Below are 15,741 nucleotides of genomic sequence, written 5' to 3'. Positions count from 1 at the left end.
CTGCCATGAGCGCAACCCGCAAAGCCTACCGAGCCGCCATCCTGCACAGCATCGACGACCCGGCCGAGGTGGGCCTCGACGCTTCCCACGAATATTTCGAAGACGGCCTGCTGGTGGTCGACGATGGCCGTATCAGTGCGATCGGCCATGCCAGCGAACTGCTGCCGACCCTGGAGGCCGGCATCGAGGTGGTGCACCACCGCGATGCCCTGATCACCCCGGGCTTCATCGACACCCACATCCACTTCCCGCAGACCGGCATGATCGGCTCCTACGGCGAGCAGTTGCTGGACTGGCTGAACACCTACACCTTCCCCTGCGAGAAGCAGTTCGCCGACAAGGATCACGCCGACAAGGTGGCGAAGATCTTCCTCAAGGAACTGCTGCGCAACGGCACCACCACCGCCCTGGTGTTCGGCAGCGTACACCCCGAGTCGGTCAATGCCTTGTTCGAGGAAGCCGAGCGCCTCGACCTGCGCATGATCGCCGGCAAGGTGATGATGGACCGCAATGCCCCCGACTACCTGACCGATACCGCCGAGTCGAGCTATACCCAGAGCAAGGCGCTGATCGAACGCTGGCACGGCAAGGGCCGCCTGCACTATGCGGTGACCCCGCGCTTCGCCCCGACCAGCACCCCGGAACAGTTGGCTCTGGCGGGCCAGTTGCTCAAGGAATACCCAGGCCTCTACCTGCACACCCACTTGTCCGAGAACCTCAAGGAGATCGACTGGGTCAAGGCGTTGTTCCCGGAGCAGAAGGGCTACCTGGACGTCTACGACCACTACCAACTGCTCGGCGAGCGCTCGGTGTTCGCCCATGGCGTGCACCTGTGCGACGAAGAGTGCCAGCGCCTGGCCGAGACCGGCTCGGCCGTGGCCTTCTGCCCGACCTCCAACCTGTTCCTCGGCAGCGGCCTGTTCAACCTGCCCCAGGCCGAGCGCTTCAAGGTCAACGTGGGCCTGGGCACCGACGTCGGCGCTGGCACCAGCTTCTCGTTGCTCAATACCCTGAACGAGGCGTACAAGGTCATGCAGCTGCAAGGCGCGCGCCTGCACCCGTACAAGTCCCTGTACCTGGCCACCCTCGGCGGCGCCCGCGCGCTGCGCCTGGACGATCGCATCGGCAGCCTGCGCCCGGGCCTGGATGCCGACTTCGTGGTGCTCGACTACAAGGCCACGCCGCTGCTGGACTACCGTATCCAGCAGTCCAGCAGCATCGAGGAAACCCTGTTCGTGCTCACCACCCTGGGCGACGACCGCACCGTGCGCCAGACCTACGCGGCAGGGCGCTGCGTGCACCAGCGCTAAGGGTCGCGTGCCCTTTGGGGGCGCTTCGCGCGCCCCTCTGCCGCTAGGCCCTCAACGATCAGGTGCTGGCGCAAGCCCTCGGTACAGGGCCCCACCGATCGCCGCGCCAATCAGCGGCGCCAGCCAGAACAACCACAGCTGCTGCAGCGCCCAGCCACCGACGAACAGCGCCGGCCCAGTGCTACGCGCCGGGTTCACCGAGGTGTTGGTCACCGGGATGGAGATCAGGTGGATGAGGGTCAGGGCCAGGCCGATGGCAATCGGCGCGAAACCCGCCGGCGCCCGCGAATCGGTGGCCCCCATGATGATCACCAGGAACATCGCGGTCATCACCACCTCGCTGGTGAACCCCGCCGCCAGCGAGTAGCCGCCCGGCGAATGCTCGGCATAGCCATTGGAAGCAAGCCCCGACGACAGCTCGAAGCCGGCCTTGCCGCTGGCGATGAAATAGATCACCGCCGCCGCCAGGATCGCGCCGATCACCTGGGCGACGATGTATGGCAGCAGCTCCTTGGCCGGAAACCGCCCGCCCACCACCAGCCCCAGCGACACCGCGGGGTTGAGATGACAACCGGAGATATGGCCGATGGCGAAGGCCATGGTCAGGACCGTGAGGCCGAATGCCAAGGCGACGCCGAGCACACCGATGCCGGTGGGAAAGCTGGCAGCCAGCACGGCACTGCCGCAGCCACCCAGGACCAGCCAGAAGGTGCCGACCAGCTCGGCACCCATGCGCTTACCCAGAGAAATAGTCATGGATCCTTCCTCAAGTAGTTGATGCGACACAGGCGCAAGCCCAACTGCTCGATGAAGGTTTGCAGAAATGAATCTAGCAGAGCCTTGGCCAAGGGCCAGTAGGTTGGCTATCAGCGGCCCCAATGCGCCAGCCCAGGCAAACGATCAACCCTTGGCCGACACCTTGGGCTTTTTCTGCAGCAGGTGCGAGAACACCGCATGCAGGTCGTCCGAGGCGCTCTCCTCGTCCAGGTTCAGCTTGCTGTCGATATGGTCCATGTGGTGCATCATCAGGCTCACCGCTTGGTCCAGGTCACGGGCCTCGATGGCGTCGATCAACTGCATGTGCTCGTCGTAGGAACAGTGCGAGCGGTTGCCGCTCTCGTACTGGGCGATGATCAGCGAGGTCTGCGACACCAGGCTGCGCTGGAAGCTGATCAGCGGCGCGTTGCCGGCCGCCTCGGCCAGCTTGAGGTGGAATTCGCCAGAGAGGCGAATCCCGGCACCCCGATCGCCACGGGAGAAACTGTCGCGCTCCTCGCGGACCATCTGGCGCAGTTCGTTCAATTGCTCGGCAGTGGCGTGCTGCACCGCCAGTTCGGTGATGGCGCGCTCGACCATGCGCCGGGAGAAGAACACCTGGCGCGCCTCCTCCACCGTCGGGCTGGCCACCACCGCACCCCGGTTGGGTCGCAGCAGCACCACGCTTTCATGGGCCAGGCGCGACAAGGCGCGGCGGATGATGGTGCGGCTGACGCCGAAGATCTCGCCCAACGCTTCCTCGCTCAACTTGGTGCCCGGCGCCAGACGCTGCTCGAGGATGGCATCGAAAACATGGGCGTAGACGATGTCGTCCTGGGTACCGCTGCGGCCGGCCTTGCCGTTGCGCGCAGGTTTCTTCAGAGGTTGCAGCTGTTCGTTCATGGGCACTCGAGCACGGGGATCCGCCAGTCGGACCTTGACTGTAATACCTGTCAGAGGGTGGCTGGCAAGTCCTGGAAAGAAAAATAAGGGATCAAGGTATCGGCCTATTGTACACAGGCATATCGATTTCTGCAGGTGGCCTTTGCCTATATAGCCACTGTGCGCCAGATCGTGCGAACAAAAGATAAAACATTATTTGCATTATTTGTACACAAAAGCATAATCCACCGAGCGACTTCCTGACCCGAGAGTCAACAAACCGGTCAGACGTCTGCCAATCCCCCTCGCGGAGCCGCCAAGTGCACGACGCAGGACCAAGGCTCCAGAACAACAAGAAAGACTTGAGGAGTACTCGCTGTGGAAAGCCGCAAATCCGACGCCCCTACGCTGGATCTCGCCCCACCACTCGAAACGAGCTGGCTGGAGCGGATTTTCAAACTCAAGCAACATGGCAGCACCGTCAGGACCGAGCTGATCGCCGGGGTGACCACCTTCATCACCATGGCCTACATCATCTTCGTCAACCCCAACATCATGGCCGACGCCGGCATCGACCACGGTGCGGCATTCGTCGCCACCTGCATCTCCGCCGCCCTCGGTTGCCTGCTGATGGGCCTGTACGCCAACTGGCCGGTGGGCCTGGCACCGGGCATGGGGCTCAACGCCTTCTTCACCTATACCGTGGTCGCCACCATGGGCTACACCTGGGAGGCGGCGCTGGGTGCGGTATTCGTCTCCGGCGTGCTGTTCATGTTCCTGACCTTGTCGAGGGTGCGCGAGTGGCTGCTCAACAGCATCCCGGTGAGCCTGCGGCATGCGATGGGGGCCGGCGTCGGATTGTTTCTCGGACTGATCGGCCTCAAGACCGCGGGTATCATCGTCGACAGCCCGGCCACCCTGATCAAGCTCGGCTCGCTGCATGAGCCAGGCCCACTGCTGGCGGCGCTGTGCTTCCTGTCGATCGCCATCCTCAGCTACAAGCGCGTGTTCGGCGCGATCCTGATCAGCATCATCGGCGTCACCCTGGCCGGTTGGGGTCTGGGGCTGGTGAAGTTTGGCGGGGTCATGTCGATGCCGCCGAGCCTGGCGCCGACCTGGATGGCGATGGACGTGGCTGGCGTGTTCAACGTCAGCATGATCAGCGTGGTGCTGGCATTCCTGTTCGTGCACATGTTCGATACCGCCGGCACCCTGATGGGCGTGGCGCAACGGGCAAACCTGGTGGCGCCGGACGGGCGTATCGAGAACCTGTCGCGGGCGTTGAAGGCAGACAGTTCCTCGAGCGTGTTCGGTGCCGTGGTAGGCGTACCGCCAGTGACCAGCTACGTCGAGAGTGCTGCGGGCGTCGCCGCCGGTGGTCGCACCGGCCTGACCGCCGTGGTGGTCGGCCTGCTGTTCGTCGCCGCCATGTTCTTCGCCCCGCTGGCCGGCATGATCCCGGCCTATGCCACCGCCGGTGCGCTGATCTACGTCGCCATGCTGATGATGGGCAGCATGGCGCACATCCACTGGGACGAAGCCACCGACAGCATTCCGGCGATCGTCACGGTAATCATGATGCCGCTGACCTTCTCGGTGGCCGACGGCATCGCCCTGGGCTTCATCAGCTACGTGGCGCTCAAGGCGGGGACCGGCAAGTACAAGGAAATCTCGGCCAGCCTGTGGGTGCTGTGCGCGATCTTCATTGCCAAGTTCGTGTTTCTTTGATTGCCAGGGGGTGGGCATTCGTTTACCCCTTTCCACCTGAAGTCGCCTGGGGCTGCATTTGCAGCCCTTTCGCGACACAAGGCCGCTCCCACAGGCATTGCGCTGAATGACCGAACAGCGCAATGCCTGTGGGAGCGGCCTTGCCGGGGCGCCGTACCGGTCGGAAAGGGGCGCGCAGCGGCCCCTGCATTCTTTGACCTATCCGCGGACAAGCTGCTCCCAGAAACCCTGCCAGCCGAACTGTTCATGGTGCGACAGTGCAGCCCAGGGGACCGAACAGGCTTGCAAGTCGATCGCAGGCGAGGTGGTTTGCAGGCTTATCAGCGCGCCGAATCGCCGCGAAGGCCAACCCTGGCAACACACGTGGAATGCCCCCGTCGAACAGGCTGCAAGCCCCAAATTCCAGACGAAAAAAAGCCCGCCAGTGTGAGAGCGGGCCAAGGACCTACGAAGATTCTTCTAGCGACCAACTAGCTTCCACGATAGGTCGAGTAACTGTAAGGCGAGATCAACAGCGGTACATGGTAGTGCTCCTGCTGCTCGTCGATGCCAAAGCGCAGCACCACGACATCCAGGAAGGCCGGCTCCGGCAGCTTCACACCGCGAGCACGGTAGTAATCGCCAGCGCTGAACTGCAGCTGGTACACGCCGGTACGGTAGTCGTCACCCTGCAACAGCGGCGCGTCGACGCGGCCATCGCTGTTGGTCAGGGCAGTGTTCACCAGCTCCAGTTGCTGGCCTTCGACACGGTACAGCTCGACCTTGATCGAGCTGCCCGGGCAGCCGTGAGCGGCATCCAGTACGTGTGTGGTCAAACGTCCCATTTGCTTGTCGCCTCTTGTTCAATCTGTGGGCAAAAAATACACGGCTAGCACCACGCCCAGGGGCCTGTGGTGTGCGGGAGTAACGCCATTAAGACATTTTCTCGATAAATTGTACACAATTTTCTATCACCCTCCTCCAGCGCGCGCCTTCCCTCCCCACAACAGAGCCCATCAGTCGCAAAGACAGGCTCTGTGCCGACGTCGGCGTCATTAGCTGACCGATCAGGCAGGTTTCTTGCAACGTATTTCCAACCGACAAATGGGAAGAAATGCGGAAAAACGGGCTTACAAAAGGATTCAGAAGTTGTATACAATCACCTCATCCGGTGAGTGCGACATCCCGACGCGGCCCGCCCACCACCCGCACTAACGTACAAGAAGGAAGACTGCAGTGAGCGCTGACTATCCTCGCGACCTGATCGGTTACGGCAACACTCCACCTCACCCGCGCTGGCCGGGGAATGCCCGCATCGCCCTGTCTTTCGTGCTCAACTATGAAGAAGGCGGCGAGCGCAACATCCTGCACGGCGACAAGGAATCCGAAGCCTTCCTTTCCGAGATGGTCGCCGCCCAGCCCCTGCAGGGCCAGCGCAACATGTGCATGGAGTCGCTCTACGAGTATGGCAGCCGTGCCGGCGTATGGCGCCTGCTCAAGCTGTTCAAGGACAGCGGCGTCCCGCTCACCGTCTTCGCCGTGGCCATGGCCGCCCAGCGCCACCCCGACGTGATCCGCGCCATGGTCGAGGCCGGCCACGAGATCTGCAGCCACGGCTACCGCTGGATCGACTACCAGAACATGGACGAGGCCCAGGAGCGCGAGCACATGCTCGAAGCCATCCGCATCCTCACCGAACTGACCGGCGAGCGCCCGCTGGGCTGGTACACCGGCCGCACCGGCCCGAACACCCGTCGCCTGGTGATGGAGGAAGGCGGTTTTCTCTATGACAGCGACACCTACGACGACGACCTGCCCTACTGGGAGCCGAACAACCCGACCGGCAAGCCGCACCTGGTGATCCCCTACACCCTGGACACCAACGACATGCGTTTCACCCAGGTCCAGGGCTTCAACTGCGGCGAGCAGTTCTTCCAGTACCTCAAGGACGCCTTCGACGTGCTCTATGAAGAAGGCGCCGAGGCACCGAAGATGCTGTCGATCGGCCTGCATTGCCGCCTGGTCGGCCGCCCGGCACGCCTGGCCGCGCTCAAGCGCTTCATCGACTACGCCAAGAGCCACGACCAAGTCTGGTTCGCCCGTCGCGTGGACATCGCCCGCCACTGGCACGCCACCCACCCGTACAAGAAAGAGAACGCCTGATGACCGCCTTCAAGACCCTCAAGCCATCGACCCTGGAGCGTGACGCCTTCGTCAAGGCCTTCGCCGACATCTACGAGCACTCGCCGTGGGTCGCCGAAAAAGCCTACGATCTCGGCCAACTGGGCGAGCTGGACGAGATCGAGGCGCTGCACCAGCGCATGAGCGACATCCTGCTCAGCGCCAGCCACGACGAGCAACTGGCGCTGATCAATGCGCACCCGGACCTGGCAGGTAAAGCGGCCATCCAGGGCGAACTGACCGAATCGAGCACCAACGAACAGGCTGGCGCCGGCATCCACCAGTGCACGCCCGAGGAATTCGCCCGCTTCACCGAACTCAACGATGCCTACAAGGCCAAGTTCAAGTTCCCGTTCATCATGGCGGTCAAGGGCAGCAACCGGCACCAGATCCTCGCCGCCTTCGAGAAGCGTATCCACAACGACGTCGATACCGAGTTCAAGGAAGCGCTGGCGCAGATCAACCTGATCGCCCTGTTCCGCCTGCTGCAACTTTAAGAGACGGTGCCCGGCCGGCCCCGAGCGCGCGACGCGATCGCCCCGGGGCCGGCCTCTGACCCTGAATAGAACACAGAACAAAGAGATAACCGCATGCGCACACTCATGATCGAGCCCCTGACCAAAGAAGCCTTCGCCCCCTTCGGTGACGTGATCGAAACCGACGGCAGCGACCACTTCATGATCAACAACGGTTCGACCATGCGCTTCCACAAGCTCGCCACGGTCGAGACCGCCGAGCCCGAGGACAAGGCGATCATCAGCATCTTCCGCGCCGACGCCCTGGAGATGCCTTTGACCGTGCGCATGCTGGAACGCCATCCGCTGGGCAGCCAGGCTTTCATCCCGCTGCTCGGCAACCCCTTTCTGATCGTGGTCGCGCCCGTTGGCGATGCACCTGTATCAGGCTTGGTCCGAGCCTTCCGCAGTAATGGCAGGCAGGGCGTTAATTACCATCGCGGCGTCTGGCACCACCCGGTGCTGACGATCGAAAAGCGGGATGACTTCCTGGTGGTTGATCGCAGTGGTTCTGGCAACAACTGCGACGAGCATTACTTCACCGAGGAACAGATGCTGATCCTCAATCCCCACCAATAAGAAAAGGTCGGTCATCGCGTCGGTGACCGGCATGAGGTACATACTGTGGAAGCACACCTTCACGAATGGCTGAACCTGAGCATTCGCTGGGTTCACATGATCACCGGTATCGCCTGGATCGGTGCGTCGTTCTACTTCGTCTGGTTGGAGAACAACCTCAACCGCAGCAGCCCGCGCGAAGGGCTGTCGGGTGACCTCTGGGCCATCCACGGCGGCGGTATCTACCACCTGGAGAAGTACAAGCTCGCCCCGCCGAAGATGCCGGAGAACCTGCACTGGTTCAAATGGGAAGCCTACTTCACCTGGCTGTCCGGTATCGCCCTGTTGTGCGTGGTGTTCTACTGGAACCCGACCCTCTACCTGCTGGCACCCGGCAGCACCCTGAGCGGTGCCGAGGGCGTGGCCATCGGTATCGGCTCGCTGATCGCCGGCTGGTTCATCTACGACTTCCTCTGCGACTCGCCCCTGGGCAAGCGCCCCGCCCTGCTCGGCGGCGTGCTGTTCGTGCTGATCATCGCCGCCTGCTGGGGCTTCAGCCTGGTGTTCAGCGGCCGCGGTGCCTACCTGCACACCGGCGCGATCATCGGCACCATCATGGTCGGCAACGTGTTCCGCATCATCATGCCGGCCCAGCGCCAGCTGGTGGCGGCGATCGAGAAGAACGAAACCCCTGACCCGGTACTGCCGGCCAAGGGCCTGCTGCGTTCGCGCCACAACAACTACTTCACCCTGCCGGTGCTGTTCATCATGATCAGCAACCACTTCCCGAGCACTTACGGCAGCCAGTACAACTGGTTGATCCTGGCCGGGATCGCAGTGGCCGCGGTACTGATCCGTCACTACTTCAACACCCGCCACGACAGCAACAAGTACGCCTGGACCCTGCCCGTCGGCGCCCTGGCGATGATCTGCCTGGCCTATGTGACCGGTCCCAAGCCGATGTCGGTAGCCCCTGAGCAGGCCGCGATCGAGTACCAGCCGCTGCCAGCCACTGCCGTCGGTGGCAAGACCGCCGCCGAGCGGCGCGCCGAGGAAGCCGCCAAGGCCGCCGAGGCTCCAGCCGCTGCAGCCGAGGCCCCGGCCACCGCACAGGTCGCCCCGGGTGGTTTCGAGAAGATCCACACCGTCATCCAGGAACGCTGCACCGTGTGCCACTCGGCCAAGCCGACCAGCCCGCTGTTCAGCACCGCCCCTGGCGGCGTGGTGTTCGACACCCCGCAGCAGATCCAGGCCCAGGCCGCGCGCATCCAAGCGCAGGCTGTCGCCAGCCAGATCATGCCGCTGGGCAACATCACCCAGATGACCCAGGAAGAACGCAACCTGGTCGGTGCCTGGATCGCCAAAGGCGCTCCGGTCAACTGACCCAGGCAACAGCTGCGAGCCACAAGCTCCACGCTGCACGTAGTACGTAACAAGCAAGCATCGAGCGTCAGGCTTCAACGCGGGAACCCCAGGCTTTTTCTTGAAGCCTGCCGCCTGAAGCCTGGCGCTTGGATCCGAGAATAAAAACAAAACTCGAGGTGCTGCATGTCCGAGTCACGCAAGGCGTACATCCCCGTTGCGCCCCCACGACAACCCCTACCTCTGTTCCAACTGATTCTGGTGGGCCTGCAACATGTACTGCTGATGTATGGCGGCGCGATCGCCGTGCCCCTGATCATCGGCCAGGCCGCTGGGCTGTCTCGTGAAGAAGTCGCTTTCCTGATCAACGCCGACCTGCTGGTCGCCGGCGTCGCCACCATCGTCCAGTCGTTCGGCATCGGCCCGGTGGGTATCCGAATGCCAGTGATGATGGGTGCCAGCTTCGCCGCCGTCGGCAGCATGGTGGCCATGGCTGGCATGCCGGGCGTGGGCCTGCAGGGGATCTTCGGCGCGACCATCGCCGCCGGGTTCTTCGGCATGCTGATCGCGCCGTTCATGTCCAAGGTGGTGCGCTTCTTCCCACCGCTGGTCACCGGCACGGTGATCACCTCGATCGGCCTGTCGCTGTTCCCGGTCGCGGTCAACTGGGCCGGTGGTGGCCATGAGGCCGAGACCTTCGGCTCGCCCATCTACCTGCTGGTGGCCGGCCTGGTGCTGTCGGTGATCCTGCTGATCAACCGCTTCATGCGCGGCTTCTGGGTCAATGTCTCGGTGCTGGTAGGCATGGGCCTGGGCTACGTCCTGGCCGGCTCGGTCGGCATGGTCGACCTCTCCGGCCTGTCCCAGGCGCCGTGGCTGCAGGTGGTCACCCCGCTGCACTTCGGCATGCCGACCTTCAGCCTGGCGCCGATCCTGTCCATGTGCCTGGTGGTGGTGATCATCTTCGTCGAGTCCACCGGCATGTTCCTCGCCCTGGGCAAGGTCACCGACCGCGAAGTCACCCCGGGCATGCTGCGTCGCGGCCTGATGTGCGACGCCGGCGCCTCGTTCGTTGCCGGTTTCTTCAACACCTTCACCCACTCCTCCTTCGCCCAGAACATCGGCCTGGTGCAGATGACCGGGGTGCGCTGCCGCTACGTCACCGTGGTCGCGGGCGCCTTGCTGATCCTGCTCAGCCTGCTGCCGAAGGCGGCCTTCCTGATCGCCTCGATCCCGCCCGCGGTACTGGGTGGCGCGTCCATCGCCATGTTCGGCATGGTCACCGCCACGGGGATCAAGATCCTCCAGGAGGCGGACATCTCCGATCGGCGCAACCAGTTGCTGGTGGCGGTCAGCGTCGGCCTCGGCCTGATCCCCGTGGTCCGACCGGAGTTCTTCGCGCAGTTGCCCCAGTGGATGGAGCCCATCACCCACAGCGGCATCGCCATGGCCACGGTCAGTGCGCTGGTGCTGAACCTGCTGTTCAACATCCTCGGTGGCGCTGACCGCGCGGCGCACAACGACGCCTGTCACCAGCACTGAGCCAGACGGGGTGGCGGCCTGCGCCGCCCCTTCGCTCCTCCCCGTCGTAACCGCTGGACCGTCGGCCCGCCGGAATGGGCCGTCCGGGGCGCCTGCGCGCCAAAAAAACGCCAACAAAAACAATAAGTCCGGGAATCACGACATGAAGCGCATCACCTCGTCCCTGCTGCTGGGCAGCAGCCTCTTGGTCACCCTCCCCGCGTTCGCGGGCGACCTGCTGGAGTGGCATGGCGAAAGCCTGACCTACCTGTACGGCAAGGACTTCAAGATCAACCCCCGCATCCAGCAAACGCTGACGTTCGAGCACGCCAACCGCTGGAAGTATGGCGACACCTTCCTGTTCATCGACAAGATCTTCTACAACGGCCAGGCCGACCCGAACAAAGGCGTCACCACCTATTACGGCGAGTTCAGTCCGCGCCTGTCGTTCGGCAAGATCTTCGACCGCAAGCTCGAGTTCGGCCCGGTCAAGGACGTGCTGCTGGCCATGACCTACGAGAGCGGCGAAGGCGACAACGAGGCCTACCTGATCGGCCCCGGTTTCAGCCTGGCGATCCCCGGCTTCAACTACTTCAACCTGAACTTCTACTGGCGCAACACCGAAGGCAGCCGACCGGGCGACAATGTCTGGCAGATCACCCCGAGCTGGTCCTACACCATCCCCGTGGGCAACTCCGACCTGCTCATCGACGGCTACATCGACTGGGTGGTGGACAACGACGAGACCCGCCGAGGCACCTACCACGCCAACCTGCAGTTCAACCCACAGGTCAAGTACGACCTGGGCAAGGCCCTGAACCTGGGCGCCAAGCAGCTCTACGTGGGTATCGAATACAGCTATTGGAAGGACAAGTACGGCATCGACAGCCGCGGCAACCTGGACAGCAACCAGAGCGTGACCAGTGCCTTGGTGAAGGTACACTTCTAAAAGTTGACTCATAAATCAGGTTTTATGACATAGTGCGCCAGGACGGAGCACTTGAGGCAAGGCGCGCAAGTGAGTAATCTGCGCGCCCCCTCGATCGGGGCAGGACGGACCCTGCCCGCGTTTACTGACCGCTCAGTCAATGAATTCGGGCGGTTGGCCAACGTGTTGCCAGCCTGAAATACCCATTTTCATCCGTTCAGAACGAAGTCGAGCAGGATGGTTGTGACTAACCCGGAAAGGTTGGCGCAGCTCTTGCCAAACAGCTGTGGCCAATCGAAAAAAGCTGACCCAAAAGACAAAAATAGCGCCGCAGAGCGCTGACAACAGATCCAATCAAGGGAGCGACCCACGCAATGCGTACCCTCAACAGCCTGATCCTCGCCGGCGGCCTGCTGGCTTGCGGTACCAGTTTCGCCGGCGACCTGCTGCAATGGCAGAACAACAGCCTCACCTACCTGTGGGGCAAGAACTTCAAGGTGAACCCTGACATCCAGCAGACCTTCACCTTCGAGCACGCCGACGGCTGGAAGTACGGCGACAACTTCATCTTCATCGACAAGATCTTCTACCAAGGCAAGAAAGACGCCAACAACGGCCCGAACACCTACTACGGCGAGATCAGCCCGCGCCTGTCGTTCGGCAAGATCTTCGACCAGCAGCTGGCGTTCGGCCCGGTCAAGGACGTGCTCCTGGCGATGACCTACGAGTTCGGCGAAGGTGACACCGAGGCCTACCTGATCGGCCCCGGCTTCGACCTGGACATCCCAGGCTTCGACTACTTCCAGCTGAACTTCTACCAGCGCACCACCGATGGCAGCCGCCCGGGTGACAATGTCTGGCAGATCACCCCGGTGTGGTCGTACACCATTCCCGTGGGTTCGTCCGACCTGCTCATCGACGGCTTCATGGACTGGGTGGTGGACAACGACGAGAACCGCCGCGGCACCTACCAGGCCAACCTGCACTTCAACCCGCAGGTCAAGTACGACCTGGGCAAGGCGCTCAAGCTTGGCGAGAAGCAGTTGTACGTGGGTATCGAGTACGACTACTGGAAGAACAAGTACGGCATCAAGGACAGCGATGCGTTCACGACCGACCAGAACACCATGAGCTTCCTGCTCAAGGTGCACTTCTGACCTGAGCATGCGGGAGCGGGCTTGCCTGCGAATGCGCCTGTCCCGGTATCACCGGAGCATGGCAAGGGCGGCGCCCTTGTTCGCGGGCAAGCCCGCTCCCACAAGGCCCCTGCACACCGCGCCACTCGTGATCGGCTCGCAACCCTGGGAGCGAGCCTGCCAAGGCACCGAACCGCCGCGATCCGGGGCATCGCCCCAGCCATCCTCCGCTCAAGCCGCTGGCCGCAGCGCCCGCCACAGCTTGCCCACCACACTGACCACCGCCAGCACCACGGCCCCGGCCACGACTCCAGCCACACCATTGAGCAACGCGCCGGTCAATGCCCCACCCCGCCCGTCGCTGAACGCCTCGATGGCATGGTGCAGCGGCGCGATGCCATGCACCAGGATCCCGCCACCGACCAGGAACATCGCCGCAGTGCCGATCACCGACAGGCTCTTCATCATGTACGGCGCCGCGCGCAGGATGCCATTGCCCACCGCGCGGGCAATCGTCGAGGCTTTCTGGGTCATCCACAGCCCCAGGTCGTCGAGCTTGACGATCCCACCCACCAAGCCATAGACGCCGATGGTCATGACGATGGCGATACCCGACAGCACGATGATCTGCTGGCTCAGCGGCGCATCGGCCACGGTGCCCAGGGTGATGGCGATGATTTCCGCCGAGAGGATGAAGTCGGTGCGCACCGCTCCCTTGATCTTGGTTTTCTCGTAGGCCACCAGGTCGATCTCGGGGTCGGCCACCGCCTCCTTGCGCGCACTGTGCTCGGCCTCATCCTCGGCCTTGCTGTGCAGGAACCGGTGCGCCAGCTTCTCGAAGCCCTCGAAGCACAGGTAGGCACCGCCGAGCATCAACAGCGGCGTCACCGCCCAGGGGATGAAGGCACTGATCAGCAGCGCCGCCGGCACCAGGATCGCCTTGTTCACCAACGAGCCCTTGGCCACCGCCCAGACCACCGGGATCTCCCGCTCGGCCCGTACGCCCGTGACCTGCTGGGCATTGAGTGCCAGGTCGTCGCCCAGCACGCCTGCGGTCTTCTTCGCCGCGACCTTGGTCATCACCGAGACATCGTCCAGTACCGTGGCGATGTCGTCGATCAACACCAGTAGACTGCTTCCTGCCATGTTCACCTGCTTCCGAGGGGTTGTGAGAAGCTCGAATTCTAGCCCAGGGATGCTGCCTTGAGCGCCCGGCGAAGCGGGTGCTACCATGCCGGACCCTCCTAGAGGTGGCCAGACAAAGGAAGATTCCCGACAATGAGCACCATTCGCGAGCGCAACAAGGAACTGATCCTGCGCGCAGCCAGCGAGGAATTCGCCGACAAGGGCTTCGCCGCCACCAAGACCAGCGACATCGCCGCCAAGGCCGGGCTGCCCAAGCCGAACGTCTACTACTACTTCAAGTCCAAGGAAAACCTCTACCGCGAAGTGCTGGAAAGCATCATCGCGCCGATCATGCAGGCCTCCACGCCGTTCAATGCCGACGGCGACCCCAGGGAAGTGCTGAGCGCGTATATCCGCTCGAAGATCCGCATTTCCCGCGACCTGCCCCATGCCTCCAAGGTGTTCGCCAGCGAAATCATGCATGGCGCCCCGCACCTGTCACCGAAGCAGGTGGAGCAGCTCAACGAACAGGCACGGCACAACATCGAGTGCATCCAGCGCTGGATCGAGCGCAAGCAGATCGCCCCGGTCGACCCTCACCACCTGATGTTCAGCATCTGGGCGGCGACCCAGACCTATGCCGACTTCGACTGGCAGATCGCGGTGGTGACCGGCAAGGCCAAGCTCGCCGACAGTGACTACGACGCGGCGGCGCAGACCATCATTCGCTTGGTGCTCAAGGGCTGCGAGCCCGAGGCCGCCTGAACCTCACTGGGGCCGCTTCGCGCCCCTCGCGGCACGAGGCCGCTCCCACGGGCCATGCGCTCTTCTCAAGCACAGCGCCGAACCTGTGGGAGCGGCCTCGTGCCGCGAATGGGCTGCCAAGCAGCCCCTTGCACCGTCAACGGATCACGCCACTACACCGGCATCCGCCGTCAACCCCACCTCCTCGATCGCACTGATCGCGCACTGCTCGTCAATATCCGAGGTATCGCCGCTGATCCCCACCGCTCCCAGCACCTTGCCGTCCTGATCGCGCACCAGCACACCACCCGGCGCCGGCACCACCGGGCGCTCGCCCAGGCCATTGAGCGCGGCGAAGAACGCCGGGCGCTGCTGGGCATCCAGCGCCAGCAGGCGCGACCCCTTGCCCACGGCGACAGCTCCCCAGGCCTTGCCTATCGCCACCTGCGGACGCAGCAGGCTGGCGCCATCCTCGCGTTGCAGCGCCAATAGATGCCCGCCGGCATCCAGCACCGCCACCGTCAACGGTGCGGCGTCGATCTTGCGGCCAGCGGCCAGCGCGGCGTTCACCAGGCTGACAGCGACTTTCAGGGTCAATGCGTTCATGGAAAGGTCCTCTTCTTGTTGTGAGAAGCCCTGAGGGCAGTTGAAAACCGATAGCTCAATAGAACACAACGCTCATATTTTTTGTATACAATATTTTTAAAATATCGTGCACGACACGGCGAAACCCAGTTTTCAAGGGCATTCCGACGAACGCCACTTCCCGGGATGAAAATGGATTGACCTAAGCCGCTGAGCGTGAATACACTCTACCGCAAAGCAAGTTGTATACAATTACAAAATCGATGAGGCACAAACCATGAGCAAAATGAGAGCAATCGATGCAGCCGTTCTGGTCATGCGCCGTGAAGGTGTAGATACCGCGTTCGGCATCCCGGGGGCTGCCATCAACCCGCTTTACTCGGCCCTGAAGAAAGTCGGTGGCATCGATCACGTCCTCGCTCGTCACGTCG

Annotated in this window: 16 protein-coding genes; 11 read left to right on the top strand and 5 right to left on the bottom strand. The window is 63.0% G+C overall.

From position 1 onward, the window contains the following. Positions 1-5 precede the first annotated feature (5 nt). On the top strand, positions 6-1,310 hold the full coding sequence (gene guaD, locus WCE05_RS22000; RefSeq protein ID WP_225789905.1) for a guanine deaminase: 1,305 nt from the start codon (positions 6-8) through the stop codon (positions 1,308-1,310). Positions 1,311-1,361: 51 nt separating this feature from the next. Here guaD and aqpZ read toward each other — a convergent pair whose 3' ends face one another. Both aqpZ and WCE05_RS21990 read right to left on the bottom strand, forming a co-directional pair. Then, a complete protein-coding gene (gene aqpZ / locus WCE05_RS21995) occupies positions 1,362-2,066 on the bottom strand; it encodes an aquaporin Z (RefSeq protein WP_225789906.1) in 705 nt (234 codons plus the stop codon). Between the two features lie 144 nt (positions 2,067-2,210). Continuing rightward, positions 2,211-2,969 carry a GntR family transcriptional regulator gene (locus WCE05_RS21990; RefSeq protein WP_225789907.1) on the bottom strand — a complete coding sequence of 253 codons (759 nt, stop codon included), beginning with the start codon at positions 2,967-2,969 and terminating at the stop codon, positions 2,211-2,213. A 387-nt stretch (positions 2,970-3,356) separates the two neighbouring features. On the opposite strand from WCE05_RS21990, the gene WCE05_RS21985 reads away from it, so the two are divergent. Further along, the gene (locus tag WCE05_RS21985) at positions 3,357-4,676 is read left to right on the top strand and encodes an NCS2 family permease (RefSeq protein WP_225789922.1); all 1,320 of its coding nucleotides are present in this window, start codon (positions 3,357-3,359) and stop codon (positions 4,674-4,676) included. A 470-nt stretch (positions 4,677-5,146) separates the two neighbouring features. Here WCE05_RS21985 and uraH read toward each other — a convergent pair whose 3' ends face one another. Beyond that, the gene (uraH, locus tag WCE05_RS21980) at positions 5,147-5,500 is read right to left on the bottom strand and encodes a hydroxyisourate hydrolase (RefSeq protein ID WP_225789908.1); all 354 of its coding nucleotides are present in this window, start codon (positions 5,498-5,500) and stop codon (positions 5,147-5,149) included. A 391-nt stretch (positions 5,501-5,891) separates the two neighbouring features. Between uraH and puuE the strand changes: the two genes are divergently transcribed. The 7 genes from puuE to WCE05_RS21945 all read left to right on the top strand — a co-directional run bounded on the left by puuE (position 5,892) and on the right by WCE05_RS21945 (position 12,877). Further along, positions 5,892-6,818, top strand: coding sequence for an allantoinase PuuE (puuE, locus tag WCE05_RS21975; protein ID WP_225789909.1), 927 nt, complete (start codon positions 5,892-5,894; stop codon positions 6,816-6,818). Further along, entirely contained in the window at positions 6,818-7,333 is a 516-nt protein-coding gene (uraD, locus tag WCE05_RS21970) for a 2-oxo-4-hydroxy-4-carboxy-5-ureidoimidazoline decarboxylase (RefSeq protein ID WP_225789910.1), read from the top strand. Before puuE ends, uraD begins: the two co-directional genes overlap by 1 nt. A 93-nt stretch (positions 7,334-7,426) precedes the next feature. Beyond that, entirely contained in the window at positions 7,427-7,930 is a 504-nt protein-coding gene (locus WCE05_RS21965) for an ureidoglycolate lyase (protein WP_133331566.1), read from the top strand. Positions 7,931-7,975: 45 nt separating this feature from the next. Next, a complete protein-coding gene (locus WCE05_RS21960) occupies positions 7,976-9,292 on the top strand; it encodes a urate hydroxylase PuuD (RefSeq protein ID WP_225789912.1) in 1,317 nt (438 codons plus the stop codon). A gap of 165 nt (positions 9,293-9,457) precedes the next feature. Then, a complete protein-coding gene (locus WCE05_RS21955) occupies positions 9,458-10,813 on the top strand; it encodes a nucleobase:cation symporter-2 family protein (RefSeq protein WP_368816553.1) in 1,356 nt (451 codons plus the stop codon). Positions 10,814-10,955: 142 nt separating this feature from the next. After that, positions 10,956-11,741, top strand: a complete 786-nt coding sequence (locus tag WCE05_RS21950) for an outer membrane protein OmpK (protein ID WP_253081601.1) — start codon at positions 10,956-10,958, stop codon at positions 11,739-11,741. Between the two features lie 353 nt (positions 11,742-12,094). Continuing rightward, the gene (locus WCE05_RS21945; protein WP_225789915.1) at positions 12,095-12,877 is read left to right on the top strand and encodes an outer membrane protein OmpK; all 783 of its coding nucleotides are present in this window, start codon (positions 12,095-12,097) and stop codon (positions 12,875-12,877) included. A 210-nt stretch (positions 12,878-13,087) separates the two neighbouring features. Here WCE05_RS21945 and WCE05_RS21940 read toward each other — a convergent pair whose 3' ends face one another. After that, positions 13,088-14,002: a DUF808 domain-containing protein gene (locus WCE05_RS21940; RefSeq protein ID WP_368816552.1), complete on the bottom strand. Its 915-nt coding sequence runs from the start codon at positions 14,000-14,002 to the stop codon at positions 13,088-13,090. Positions 14,003-14,134: 132 nt separating this feature from the next. On the opposite strand from WCE05_RS21940, the gene WCE05_RS21935 reads away from it, so the two are divergent. Beyond that, on the top strand, positions 14,135-14,746 hold the full coding sequence (locus WCE05_RS21935; protein WP_225789917.1) for a TetR/AcrR family transcriptional regulator: 612 nt from the start codon (positions 14,135-14,137) through the stop codon (positions 14,744-14,746). A gap of 144 nt (positions 14,747-14,890) precedes the next feature. Here the strand turns inward: WCE05_RS21935 and WCE05_RS21930 are convergent, their stop codons facing one another. Beyond that, positions 14,891-15,331: a heme-binding protein gene (locus WCE05_RS21930; protein ID WP_225789918.1), complete on the bottom strand. Its 441-nt coding sequence runs from the start codon at positions 15,329-15,331 to the stop codon at positions 14,891-14,893. A gap of 256 nt (positions 15,332-15,587) precedes the next feature. Here WCE05_RS21930 and WCE05_RS21925 point away from each other — a divergent pair. Further along, positions 15,588-15,741: thiamine pyrophosphate-binding protein (locus WCE05_RS21925; RefSeq protein ID WP_368816559.1), on the top strand; the 154-nt coding region annotated here is incomplete at its 3' end.

It is taken from the genome of Pseudomonas sp. I2, from assembly GCF_040984075.1.
Taxonomy (GTDB): domain Bacteria; phylum Pseudomonadota; class Gammaproteobacteria; order Pseudomonadales; family Pseudomonadaceae; genus Aquipseudomonas; species Aquipseudomonas guariconensis_B.
Note: the sequence above shows the minus strand (reverse complement) of the source record. Positions and strands in the feature narration are given on the sequence as shown.

What these genes read in the sequence shown, in the direction of transcription:
- guaD (WP_225789905.1), top strand. Translation starts at nt 6, where the DNA reads ATGAGCGCAACCCGCAAAGCCTACCGAGCCGCCATCCTGCACAGCATC.
- aqpZ (WP_225789906.1), bottom strand. Translation starts at nt 2,066, where the DNA reads ATGACTATTTCTCTGGGTAAGCGCATGGGTGCCGAGCTGGTCGGCACC.
- WCE05_RS21990 (WP_225789907.1), bottom strand. Translation starts at nt 2,969, where the DNA reads ATGAACGAACAGCTGCAACCTCTGAAGAAACCTGCGCGCAACGGCAAG.
- uraH (WP_225789908.1), bottom strand. Translation starts at nt 5,500, where the DNA reads ATGGGACGTTTGACCACACACGTACTGGATGCCGCTCACGGCTGCCCG.
- uraD (WP_225789910.1), top strand. Translation starts at nt 6,818, where the DNA reads ATGACCGCCTTCAAGACCCTCAAGCCATCGACCCTGGAGCGTGACGCC.
- WCE05_RS21965 (WP_133331566.1), top strand. Translation starts at nt 7,427, where the DNA reads ATGCGCACACTCATGATCGAGCCCCTGACCAAAGAAGCCTTCGCCCCC.
- WCE05_RS21955 (WP_368816553.1), top strand. Translation starts at nt 9,458, where the DNA reads ATGTCCGAGTCACGCAAGGCGTACATCCCCGTTGCGCCCCCACGACAA.
- WCE05_RS21950 (WP_253081601.1), top strand. Translation starts at nt 10,956, where the DNA reads ATGAAGCGCATCACCTCGTCCCTGCTGCTGGGCAGCAGCCTCTTGGTC.
- WCE05_RS21945 (WP_225789915.1), top strand. Translation starts at nt 12,095, where the DNA reads ATGCGTACCCTCAACAGCCTGATCCTCGCCGGCGGCCTGCTGGCTTGC.
- WCE05_RS21940 (WP_368816552.1), bottom strand. Translation starts at nt 14,002, where the DNA reads ATGGCAGGAAGCAGTCTACTGGTGTTGATCGACGACATCGCCACGGTA.
- WCE05_RS21935 (WP_225789917.1), top strand. Translation starts at nt 14,135, where the DNA reads ATGAGCACCATTCGCGAGCGCAACAAGGAACTGATCCTGCGCGCAGCC.
- WCE05_RS21930 (WP_225789918.1), bottom strand. Translation starts at nt 15,331, where the DNA reads ATGAACGCATTGACCCTGAAAGTCGCTGTCAGCCTGGTGAACGCCGCG.